Raw genomic sequence first — 11,362 nt, forward strand, 5'->3', positions numbered from 1 at the left:
CACCACTCAACGCCAGGCCGGAGTGATCCCTGCGCCGAACCGGCTCAACCAGAATTTCTCTGCCTCCGCGCCCAACCGGAAATGGGTTAGTGATTTCACCTACATCGAAACCGCCGAGGGATGGTTGTATCTGGCAGTGGTACTGGATCTGTTTTCGCGCCGAGTGATTGGCTGGGCAATGAGCGCCAAGATGGATACGCAATTGGTGGTGTCTGCCTTGGAGATGGCGTTGCTGGGCCGCCGTCCACCGGCTGGCCTGCTGCATCATTCCGACCAGGGTAGCCAGTACACCAGCGCCGCTTACCTCAATTGCCTCAACACCGCCCTGGCGGAACTCAGCATGAGCGGGGCAGGCAACTGCTACGACAACGCCGTGATGGAGAGCTTCTTCAGCACCCTCAAAACCGAATGCGTCACCGGCGTTTTCTTGACCCATGCCCAGGCTCGCACAATCATCTTTGAATACATGGAGGTTTGGTACAATCGCCAACGACTACACTCGACTTTGGGCTATCGCAGCCCGGTTGATTTCGAACTAGGTCTCACCCTTTAATTGTGTCCATTAAATCGGGGTAAGCCCATTCTTCCTAAATATATATTCTCTGGAAATATTCTTCTTCCCCCCATTTCCTTCCTGGGCTAATTCTTCTCTCCCCCCATTTCTTCTTAGAAATGGGGGGACTAAGGGGGGCCTGCTTCAATCGCCGCTTCGATCTCCATCAGCACCCCCTCGATCTCATTCATCACCTGATGATTCCAAAAACGCAGCACCCGGTAGCCCCGCTCCGCCAGGTATGCCGTGCGCTGCGCATCGTATTCTTCCTGCTCCAGGTGCTGCGACCCGTCCAGCTCCACCACCAGTTTGGCCTTCACCGCGCAGAAATCAGCCACATACGGCCCAATGGCGTGCTGCCGCCGGAAGGAAACCCCGTTCAGTTGGTCGCGTCGCAAATACGCCCACAACTTTATTTCAGCCAGGGTCGGCTCTTTACGCAGTTCCACCGCGCGCCGCATCGTTTCAGGGTTGGACCGCTTGAGCTTCATTTCAAGTCTCGGTAAATGGCGTAAACCAGATGGGTTGGGGGTGGTTATCAGCGCGTAGGTCGGGTAGAAGGGCGATGCGTAGACATGCCGTGGGCTTCCCTGGCCTGCCCCGATACCCGACGTCAACCGCCGCCGAACATCGGATATCGCCAAGGCCATTTCGACATCCCTCGCCTGAATGGAGATGACTCTTGCCAGCGGCGCCGGGGTAGTCGTACCTCGTGTTAACAAGCATCCTCAGCAAGACAAGCTATAAATTGCCCTTCCTATCTCGAACTGAGACGAAATAAATCGATATAATAATCAGGTGAACGAAAGAAAGACGAATTATTTTCAAAACTGACTCAAACCAATAAAAGAATTTGTGTTGCAGGATGTAAAAAGGGGAAACAATGACCGAAGAATCAACGCCAACCATCCAGAAGAACCCGATGGATGTACTCCAGCTTCAAGCCTCTCGCCTGGTGGAAATCAATCAGGCGCAACAGGAGCAGATTGGTTTGCTCAAGTCGCAAAACGAGCAGCTCAACCTGATCCTTCAGGCATCGGCAAAGCCTGCCGGCGCTTCAGCGCCAACACACGTAAAAATTGTGAATATTGACATTTCTTTCTGGGATCTGGTCGGCTTTCTGATTAAACTGACCTTCGCCTGGATTCCGGCGTTGCTCGTCGTGGGAATTATCACTCTATTAATCTCATTAATTTTCGGTGGCCTTTTTGGCAGTTTTCTTGGTGGGATCTTTGGCGGCCTCTTCAACGGGTATTGAGATTTTTCACAGCCGCTTGGATTGTTCGGCGAACGCTTGTATGCATTTCGTATGATTGACCCGATGGAGTGAGGTTGAGTCTGCGACTTCTCAAGCAACGGTATCCAGTCGTTGCTCTTTTCGACGCCGCCAACGCGGTCATGGCTGTGCAGGCATGGGCCTGCGCCATGAAGGATGCTTTTTGAGCGAGAGATTTTCTTATTGGAACAACGGTTCGTTCCAACGACGGTCAGTTCGGACCCCTCCCTGCCCTCCCCATTTTTAAGAAAAAATGGGGAGGGGAAGAAGCAGACAAATGGTCCGTGTAAATATATTTTCCCCTGGGCATATTCTTCTTTTCCCATTTCTTCCTAAATATATATTCTCTGGAAATATTCTTCTTTCCCCCCATTTCTTCTTAGAAATGGGGGGACTAAGGGGGGCCTGCTTCAATCGCCGCTTCGATCTCCATCAGCACCCCCTCAATCTCATTCATCACCTGATGATTCCAAAAACGCAGCACCCGGTAGCCCCGCTCCGCCAGGTATGCCGTGCGCTGCGCATCGTATTCTTCCTGCTCCAGGTGCTGAGACCCGTCCAGTTCCACCACCAGTTTGGCCTTCACCGCACAGAAATCCGCCACATACGGCCCAATGGCGTGCTGCCGCCGGAAGGAAACCCCGTTCAATTGGTCGCGCCGCAAATACGCCCACAACTTCATTTCAGCCAGGGTCGGCTCTTTACGCAGTTCCACCGCGCGCCGCATCGTTTCAGGGTTGGACCGCTTGAGCTTCATTTCAAGGCTCGGTAAATGGCGTAAACCAGACCGGTTGGGGGTGGTTATCCGGTTTGAGAGATTCTTCTAGGCGGACTGGATTTTTCAAGTGCCAACGGTAACCTCCAAACCATCGGCGTGTGCAATCAACAATTTCAACTGTTCCAACGATCACACCGGTTGGAAGAATTCCTTCTTCATTATTTACCTGTTTATTGGAACTGCGAGCTGGCTTCAGGCTGGCATAAATATAAACCCTTCCCCGAACGCGGGTCAGGATTGAGCGATACTCAAACAGCTTGGTTCCCCGCAGGATTTGTTCGGCGTAGGGCTGCCGAATGCTAATGGCACGGTTTTGAACTAAATCTACGCCATGGGGAAGGGAAGTCAGGTTTTCAGGGCGAGAAGAAAAGTTGCGTTTTTTGAGTTTTTTCCACAAATTGTATTGAATTATGCGGCTGGTTTCATTTATTGATTTCATTCTTGTCTTCGATGAAAATGGCTTGATTCGAACTACCTGAAATACCCCAATTCTGTAAGCCGCCTTCTCGCCTCTGCGATCTCGACATCCGAAAACAGCGATCGATATCGCTCTTTCAATACAAGCGCCTCGGTCGATGAATCGAGTAATTTAAGCTCCCAAAGTTTATACGGGCCGGTTTGGGGTTGATCGGCTTGCAGCAGCCGTTTCGCGGTTTCGACCCCGCCGTGCTCGTCAAGCATTTGCAGAAAGTAGTGCGCCACATAACCGTTTTCGCGGGCGATTTCGTAGATTTGGCGCATGTCGCGCTCGAAATCCGATTCGAGAGTCATTCAGCCCTCCTGACAATCCATTCCCGGCTGTACTAATCTCCCTCCACGATCTTGATCTCCTCCTCCGTCAGCCCGTAGAGCTCGTAGACCAGCGCATCGATCTGCCACTGACGCAGGTCTTTCCCGTTACGCGGACGGATTTATATCAAAATCTGACCTATAATTATTAAAATTATATTCCTATAAGAATTTTGAGAGTGTAAATAATTGAATCGATACTATTTCTCAAGAGCAATTTCGACTTTTCTAAGCTTAAGTTCCGATGAGATCATCGGAAAGCTTGCGCTTGCGAACGAATTTGCATTGGAGCAAACCCAACGGGATGCGTGGATCGAAGAAATAAAGTTCCTGAAAGATGTCTTAAAGGGTTTTGATGGTCACGTTTACTTTGAATATTCAATTCCTCGTATGGGTAAACGGATTGATGTTGTTTGCATTATCGGTCCTGTTGTTTTTGTACTGGAATTCAAAGTAGGCGAAAAGTATTACCTCACCAATGCCATTGATCAAGTGATGGATTATGCGTTGGATTTGAAGAATTTCCATCAAACCAGTCATGATGTGTATATTGCGCCGCTTCTGATCGCTACCCATGCGGCAAATTCATGCCTTGACGTTGTTACGACTCCTCAAAATGACAAAATTCTTTCTCCAATATTGTGTAATTCAAGGGATCTGAGAAGCGCAATAAAACATGTATTACAGTTTGCGGATGGTGAAAATATCGATCCAGGCCAATGGGAACTTGGCGGCTACCATCCAACACCAACCATCGTAGAAGCCGCCATGGCTCTCTACCGAGGGCATTCCGTTGACGAGATCTCACGAAGCGATGCCGGTGCAAAGAACTTAACTCAAACCACAGATACGATATCCGAGATCATCCGAATATCACGGGCTCAATCCCAGAAAGCGATTTGTTTTGTAACGGGGGTGCCTGGCGCGGGGAAGACATTAGTCGGTCTTAACATCGCGACTTTCTATCAGGATAAAGAAAATGATTTATATAGTGTCTTTCTTTCAGGCAACGGTCCTCTGGTTGCGATCCTGCGGGAAGCGTTAGCGCGTGATAAGGTAAAGAATGAAAAGGAAAAAGGCAATAAACTGAAGAAGGGGGAGGCAATGAGTGAAGTTAAGATGTTCATCCAGAACGTTCATAACTTCAGGGATGAATGCCTTATTGATTTAGGTAAACCTCCAATCGAACATGTTGTCCTATTTGACGAAGCTCAACGCGCTTGGAATTTGGAACAGACCGCACATTTCATGCGGCAGAAAAAGAATAGGCTGAATTTCACACAATCCGAGCCCGAATTCCTTATTTCATGTCTTGATCGGCATTTGGATTGGGCTGTAATCGTTTGCCTCGTTGGTGGAGGACAGGAGATCAACACAGGCGAGGCGGGAATCGGAGAATGGTTAAGGTCAATCGACCGCTCTTTTTCCGATTGGCAGATTTATATCTCACCCCACCTGACCGATTCTGAATACAGCGCCCAGAATGATATTGATCGAATTTCAAAGCATGGGAATTTACATCTTTCAGAGGATTTGCATCTTTCCGTATCGATGCGTTCATTCCGAGCAGAAAATGTCTCGTTATTCGTCAAGCAGATTCTTGATTTGAATTCTGTAGAAGCACATGAGACATTACTTGAGCTTCAGGAAAAATATCCACTTGTGTTAACCCGCGACCTTCAAAAAGCAAAACGATGGCTGAGGGAGCATGCGCGGGGCTCTGAGCGTTATGGAATCGTTGTCTCATCTCAAGCACAGCGATTAAAACCACACGCCATCGATGTCAAAGCACCCATTGATCCAATTCATTGGTTCTTAGACGGTAAGAATGATATTCGCTCATCCTATTACCTGGAAGATGTTGTGACAGAGTTCGATATACAAGGTCTAGAACTCGATTGGGCTTGCGTGACCTGGGATGCTGATTTCCGCTATTCGAAGGGCGAATGGCAATATCGATCCTTTGTTGGGGATCGGTGGAATCAGATTAAAAAAAGTGAACGGATGATTTACCTTAAAAATGCATATCGTGTTTTATTGACTCGAGCAAGACAAGGCATGGTCATCGTTGTTCCTGAGGGTGATCCAAGCGATCCGACTCGAAAGTCGGAATTTTATGATCCCACTTTTGAGTATTTGAAAGAAATTGGCTTGCGGATGATCTGACGGCCAAATATTTAAAAGTATGGTCTGATTCGGCTAATAACCCTTCCAGACCCAGCGCCTGCCAACGGCAATGCCATTGGCACCCCACCAATCCTCTCATTTGCCACTAGCCCATAACCCTACAACCTTTTCTTTGTAGATGCAGACCTGCGTGTCTGCACGTTGCGCTTAACCTGTTCCATCTTATTGCCGTAACCTTCGCCGGAACGACTGACATCTTTACGACCGGGATTCTTCGTAGCAACGCCGTCAGTCGTTTCTTCTGGCGTCACTTCACCCAGCCTGCGTTTCCACGCTTTGCCCGACACTGTAAACAGGATATTCTTCTCCCCCTACTGATTAATTTCGTTAGGCTGCATTTGTCAGACAATTAAGTAAAATAAACCCAATCCCTTCCCGATCCAATTTCTGTATTCAAAGAGGTAAATCACCATGGCGACTCTTTCGGTCCATGCGTTTGGCAAGACATTCCAGAATCCGGTCATCCCCGCGGCCGGGCCCAATGTGGGTTCCGGCCGGCTGGTCGCGCAGGCCGCCGAAGGCGGCGCGGGCGGGCTGCTGACCAAGACCATTTCGCGGGTCGCGGCCCAAATCCCGCACCCCAACATGGCGCGCTTTGGCCGCGAGAATATTCTCAACGCCGAATTGTGGAGCGAGCTGCCGCCCGAGGCCTGGTTCGAGCGCGAATACGATCTGGCGTTGAATGCCGCCCGGCAGCACAACCTCCCGATCGTCGCCAGCGCCGGCTACACCGGCGAGGACCTGACCGAGCTGGGCCCGCGCCTCGAGCGCATCGGCATGGACATGATCGAATTTTCCGTCCACTACCTCGATCCGCAGCGGCTGGCGGATACGGCCCGCGCCCTGCGCGCAGCGGTCTCCGTGCCCATCATCGCCAAGCTCAGCCTGCATTCCGGCGATTTGGGCGAGATCGCCGCCGTGCTCGAGCCCTACGTAGACGGCTTCACCTGCATCAACAGCCTGGGTCCCGGCCTGATCATCGACGTCGAGCGGGTCCAGTCCCCGCTGGGTTCGAAATTCGGCTACGGCTGGATGTCCGGCCCGGTGATCAAGCCGCTGGCCGTGCGGTCGGTGTTCGAGGTCGCCCGCGCAACCGATAAGCCCGTGATCGGTGTGGGCGGGGTCTCCAGCGGAGCGGACGTGATCGAATTCCTCATGGCGGGGGCCGCGCTGGTGGGCGTGTGCACCGCCGCCATCCTCAAGGGGCCCGGCGTGTACGGCAAAATCGCCGCCGAGGTGGCGCAGTGGCTGGACGCGCACGGCTACAGCTCCATCGACCAGGTCAAAGGGCTGTACCTCGAGAAATACAGCGCCGGCCGGCCGGTCGACACCGGCCTGGACCAGGCCGCCCGCGTGGACGCGAGCCGCTGCAAGGCCTGCGGCCAGTGCGAACGGGTGTGCCAGTACGGCGCCATGCACGCGCCGCTCAAGCAGATCGCTCACGTCGAGGTGGAACGCTGCGCCGCGTGTGGGCTGTGTGCGTCGGTGTGCGCGTTCGGCGCGATCGAATTGGGGCTGCGATCAATGCTTGGCGAATAGATCACCGTTCACATATCAACGAATTCCTTTGCACTCCCGCAGTTTTTGTGGTATACTCTCGTCCGGTCCAAAAGGATCGACGTTTAAGGAAATTGTTTTGATACTTCCGAAGCATTGCCCGACGTTCGACTGGGTCGGGCTTTTTTCTACCGGGGTTTATCTCCGTGAGGAGAAACCGGGGCAAGTTACGGCAACACTGAGTCAGAATGACGGAGTCATCAAAACGCAATTGGAAACACTGGAGATTGGATGACATCCGAATTCACTCAGTTTGATCTGCAGCCTGAACTGCTGCAGGCCGTTTTGGAGGCCGGTTTTGAGGCCCCCATGCCGATTCAATCGGCGGTCATTCCGGTCATGTTGGCCGGACAGGATGTGATTGGTCAGGCGCAGACCGGCAGCGGCAAGACGGCTGCCTACGCGCTGCCCATGCTGCAAAGCTTATTGCCCGGCCCGAAGGGAATCCAGGGCCTGGTGCTGGTGCCCACCCGCGAGCTGGCCCTGCAGGTGTCCGAAGTGTTCAACAGCTTCGGGCGCGACCTCAAAGCGCGCGTGCTGGCGGTCTACGGCGGCCAGTCATACGGCCTGCAGATCCCGGCCCTGCGCCGCGGCGTCGACATCGTGGTCGGCACGCCCGGCCGCATCATGGACCTGATGGAGCGCGAAGAGCTGCGCCTCGAGGGCGTCCGCACGGTGGTGCTGGACGAAGCCGACGAGATGCTCAGCATGGGCTTCATCGAAGACATCGAAAAAATCCTGGCCACCACCCCGACCGAGCGCCAGACGACGCTCTTCTCGGCCACCCTGCCGCCCGAAATTCGCCGCCTGGCCGAACAATTCCAAAATGATCCGCAAACGATCAATATTCGCAGCGAGCAGGTCACCGTTTCCACGGTCGAGCAGCGCTATTACCTGGTGCACAACTGCGACAAACTGGCCGCGCTCACCCGCCTGTTCGAGATGGAAGACGTCTCCGGAGCGCTGGTTTTCGTGCGCACCCGCGCCGAGACCGGCGACCTGGCCAGCGAACTGACCAACCGCGGTTTTTCAGCCGAGGCCCTCAACGGCGACCTGAGTCAGGATGCGCGCGAGCGCACCCTGGCGCGCTTCCGCCAGAAGAAGGTCAACGTGCTGGTGGCCACGGATGTGGCCGCCCGCGGCCTGGATATCGATGATCTTTCTCACGTTTTCAACTTCGATCTGCCGGATGAAAACGAGTTGTACGTCCACCGCATCGGCCGCACCGGCCGGGCCGGCAAGAGCGGCGTGGCCATTTCCATCATCGCGCCCAACGAACGCCGCCAACTGCGCCAGATCGAAGCCTTCGCCCGCGTGAAGATCACCCGCGCCGAACTGCCGACGGAAGAAGACATCCGCCGCGGGCGTGAGGAAAAGTTGATGGGCCAGGTGAGCACGTGGCTCAAGCGCGGGCGCTGCCTGCACGAGCGCGAGCTGGTGGAAGGCCTGGTGGCTGAGGGTCAGGACCCGGTGGCGATTGCCGCCGCGGCCCTCAAGATCGCGCGCGCTGAAGAAAAACAGCGCCCTATCGATCCGATCAGTGAAGTGGTAGAATTACCCCGCGAGCATTCATACGGGCGTGATCGTTCTTCCGGGAGAGAGCGTCCATTTGGGCGCGGAGCCCGCCGCGACGATCGTGCTCTGGAACATGACCGTTCTGGTAATCGTCAAAATCGTTATGCCGACCGCGGAGCGCTGGTTTCCACGGTTTCGCATGAACCGGGTATGGTGCGCCTGAGCCTGAATTTGGGCCGGGAGCAGGGCATTCGTGTCAACGATATTGTCGGCGCCATTGCGTCGTCGGCGGATATCCCCGGTAAAGTAATTGGAAAGATCTCCATCGGCGACCAACGTTCGCTGGTGGATATCCCCGAAGAGTTGGTAACGCAGGTGATTTCGAAAACCCGCGCGGCAACCTTCCACCGTCAGCCGCTGGACCTACAGCGGATCAATAATTAACACCGTTTTTTGTTTTATGTCGAAAGGATCTAAAGAAATGTCAGAACGCATCACCGGTACGGTCAAGTGGTTCAATGCCACCAAGGGTTATGGCTTCATCGCTCGCGAAGGCGGCGCTGATGTCTTCGTTCACTTCTCTGCCATTGAAGGAACCGGTTACCGCAGCCTTGAAGAAGGCCAGCAGGTCGAGTTCACTCTCGAGCAGGGCCCCAAGGGTCTGCAGGCCGCCAAAGTCACCGTCCTGTAAGAGCTAACCGTATCAAAAATCAGGCCCCGCCAGAAATGGCGGGGCTTTGTGGTTAAAAGAGGGGATGGGTGAAGAGTGAACGGAGACGGTATTGGGTATTGGGTATCCGGTATTGGGTATCCGGTATCCGAAAAACATAATCTTAACCGAATACCAAATTGTCGAACACCCAATCAACCCCTCACCCCTTCTCTAAATCGTAAATTCCAACTCCCCACGCGCCTTCAGTTCCGTGGGCAGCAGCGCCGCATAGATGGTTTCGTTCACGGGCGCGGGCACGTTCTTCTCGTGGGCCAGGCGCACCACGGTGCCGATCAGCGAATCCAGCTCCGAGCGTTTGCCGGCCATGACGTCGCGCTGCAGGGAGGAAGTGCCCAGGTAGGGCTGCCCCTTGAAGAAAGCAAGCGATTTTTCGAGCACGTCCGCCGCCAGTGGGTGACCCTGCGAAGCCGCGACCGCGGCGATTTCACGGATGCTGCCCTCCAGCAGGGCGCGGGTCTGGGGTACCGACAGGAGAACGCCGATGGGCGCGCGCGTCACCGAGCCCACCCCGCCGAACGAAGTGATCATCACCAATTTGGCCCACAGTTCGGTCTGGATGTCGGTGGTCAGTTCGGCGGTGATGCCGTGCGTTGCCTTGAGGGTTTCGTAGAAGCGCTGCACGCGCGGGGTCAGGCTGCCGTCCAGCTCGCCGATCAGAAACTGGGCCGCGCCGCCGCCGTGCACGATGTGCCCGGGTTCGACCAGCGTCGAAAACAAACGGGTGATGCCGGCGATGACGTGTTCATGCCCCAGCGCCTCGCCGATCACCAGGTGCGAATCAACGCCGTTCTGCACGGTGACGATGATGGTTTCAGGGCCGACCAGTTTGGCCATGCCCGGCAGAATGGGGGGGAGCTGCCAGGTTTTGACGCCCGGGATGACCACGTCGACCCCGCCGATCTCAGCCGGGTCGCTGACGGCCTTGACCGGGTTGAGGTGAAAATCACCCAGGGTGCTGTCGATGCGCAGCCCATTGGTCTGCAGGGCGCGCAGGTTTTCGCCGCGGGCGATAAAGGTAACGTCGTGACCGGCCTGGGCCAAGCGCCCGCCGTAATAACCGCCAACTGCTCCGGTGCCATAGACGGCAATTCGCATGAGTTTTCTCCTGTTGGGTGGAATAAGAGGATTATACCGGAGAATTGCGAGCCGAGTTGTCGGAAGAGAGACGGAATCACCACAGAGACACAGAGTACACGGAGAAGATGGATTGGTAATTAACCGGTCAAAATGTGTTGGCAGGTTGCAAGGATTGTTTGCAGGACGCCGTACAGTTCCTGATGGACCTCCCGGTTTGAAAAGCGAATCACCCGAATTCCCTGGGTCTCGAACCAGGCGCTCCGATCCAAATCGTAGTCAACCTGATCGTTATGGCTGCTACCGTCGATTTCGACGATCAAGTGTACCTCCGGACAATAGAAATCGGCGATGTAGGGTCCAAGCGGCGCCTGGCGCCGGAATTTGAAGCCGCCCAGGGCACGGTTACGCAGCCGCGCCCATAACCTTTGTTCCGCGGGCGTCAATGGTTTCCGCAGGCTGACGGCGCGCTGGCGTATTTCCGGGTGAATACGATGGAGTTTGTGATCAGCCATGATCTTGAATGAATATAAGAAATATACGATAGGATGATTTTACAACAGAAAAAACCAGTGAAGTGTTTAGGAGATTGAATTGTGAGGGGCGGAGGCTGACCCTCACCTGACCTCTCCCTAGGAGGGAGAGGAATCATGCCGTTTTTAATCCAGATGCCGCTCTTTTCCGAAGCCGCCGAATTGCACGCCCTTCTCCCTCGGAGGGAGAAGGGTTGGGATGAGGGTTTGAAGATGATTGTGAGTGTTGATCACGGCTGACCCTCACCTGACTGGGCTTACCCCGATTTAATGGACACAATTAAAGGGTGAGACCTAGTTCGAAATCAACCGGGCTGCGATAGCCCAAAGTCGAGTGTAGTCGTTGGCGATTGTACCAAACCTCCAT

General features: G+C 54.3%; 12 protein-coding genes. 6 read left to right on the forward strand and 6 right to left on the reverse strand.

Annotation, left to right across the window (positions count from 1 at the left end; all coding sequences use genetic code 11):
• The coding region (locus LARV_RS03965) for an IS3 family transposase (RefSeq protein WP_075072415.1) at positions 1–553 on the forward strand (553 nt) is incomplete at its 5' end.
• A 128-nt stretch (positions 554–681) separates the two neighbouring features.
• Here LARV_RS03965 and LARV_RS03970 read toward each other — a convergent pair.
• Positions 682–1,044, reverse strand: a complete 363-nt coding sequence (locus LARV_RS03970) for an endonuclease domain-containing protein (protein ID WP_075072416.1) — start codon at positions 1,042–1,044, stop codon at positions 682–684.
• 392 nt (positions 1,045–1,436) lie between these two features.
• Between LARV_RS03970 and LARV_RS20545 the strand changes: the two genes are divergently transcribed.
• Positions 1,437–1,811, forward strand: a complete 375-nt coding sequence (locus tag LARV_RS20545) for a hypothetical protein (protein WP_075072417.1) — start codon at positions 1,437–1,439, stop codon at positions 1,809–1,811.
• A 412-nt stretch (positions 1,812–2,223) separates the two neighbouring features.
• On the opposite strand, the gene LARV_RS03980 is transcribed toward LARV_RS20545, so the two are convergent.
• From LARV_RS03980 to LARV_RS03990, 3 genes are read right to left on the reverse strand one after another with little or no spacing between them, the layout of a single operon-like run.
• A complete protein-coding gene (locus tag LARV_RS03980; protein WP_075072418.1) occupies positions 2,224–2,586 on the reverse strand; it encodes an endonuclease domain-containing protein in 363 nt (120 codons plus the stop codon).
• Position 2,587: 1 nt separating this feature from the next.
• Positions 2,588–3,046 (reverse strand): ASCH domain-containing protein, encoded by a 459-nt coding sequence (locus LARV_RS03985; protein WP_075072419.1) that lies wholly within the window; start codon positions 3,044–3,046, stop codon positions 2,588–2,590.
• A gap of 32 nt (positions 3,047–3,078) precedes the next feature.
• Positions 3,079–3,378, reverse strand: a complete 300-nt coding sequence (locus LARV_RS03990) for a hypothetical protein (RefSeq protein ID WP_075072420.1) — start codon at positions 3,376–3,378, stop codon at positions 3,079–3,081.
• A 207-nt stretch (positions 3,379–3,585) separates the two neighbouring features.
• Between LARV_RS03990 and LARV_RS03995 the strand changes: the two genes are divergently transcribed.
• The 4 genes from LARV_RS03995 to LARV_RS04010 all read left to right on the forward strand — a co-directional run bounded on the left by LARV_RS03995 (position 3,586) and on the right by LARV_RS04010 (position 9,346).
• Positions 3,586–5,562, forward strand: a complete 1,977-nt coding sequence (locus tag LARV_RS03995; RefSeq protein WP_075072421.1) for a DUF2075 domain-containing protein — start codon at positions 3,586–3,588, stop codon at positions 5,560–5,562.
• A 432-nt stretch (positions 5,563–5,994) separates the two neighbouring features.
• On the forward strand, positions 5,995–7,122 hold the full coding sequence (locus LARV_RS04000) for a 4Fe-4S binding protein (RefSeq protein ID WP_075072422.1): 1,128 nt from the start codon (positions 5,995–5,997) through the stop codon (positions 7,120–7,122).
• A 249-nt stretch (positions 7,123–7,371) separates the two neighbouring features.
• The gene (locus tag LARV_RS04005) at positions 7,372–9,099 is read left to right on the forward strand and encodes a DEAD/DEAH box helicase (protein ID WP_075072423.1); all 1,728 of its coding nucleotides are present in this window, start codon (positions 7,372–7,374) and stop codon (positions 9,097–9,099) included.
• A 37-nt stretch (positions 9,100–9,136) separates the two neighbouring features.
• Positions 9,137–9,346 carry a cold-shock protein gene (locus LARV_RS04010; protein WP_075072424.1) on the forward strand — a complete coding sequence of 70 codons (210 nt, stop codon included), beginning with the start codon at positions 9,137–9,139 and terminating at the stop codon, positions 9,344–9,346.
• Between the two features lie 192 nt (positions 9,347–9,538).
• Here the strand turns inward: LARV_RS04010 and LARV_RS04015 are convergent, their stop codons facing one another.
• Both LARV_RS04015 and LARV_RS04020 read right to left on the reverse strand, forming a co-directional pair.
• Positions 9,539–10,483, reverse strand: coding sequence for a 2-dehydropantoate 2-reductase (locus tag LARV_RS04015; RefSeq protein WP_075072425.1), 945 nt, complete (start codon positions 10,481–10,483; stop codon positions 9,539–9,541).
• Between the two features lie 119 nt (positions 10,484–10,602).
• Positions 10,603–10,977, reverse strand: coding sequence for an endonuclease domain-containing protein (locus LARV_RS04020; RefSeq protein ID WP_075072426.1), 375 nt, complete (start codon positions 10,975–10,977; stop codon positions 10,603–10,605).
• Positions 10,978–11,362 lie beyond the last annotated feature (385 nt).

Origin of the sequence: Longilinea arvoryzae (assembly GCF_001050235.1) — a bacterium.
GTDB lineage: Bacteria > Chloroflexota > Anaerolineae > Anaerolineales > Anaerolineaceae > Longilinea > Longilinea arvoryzae.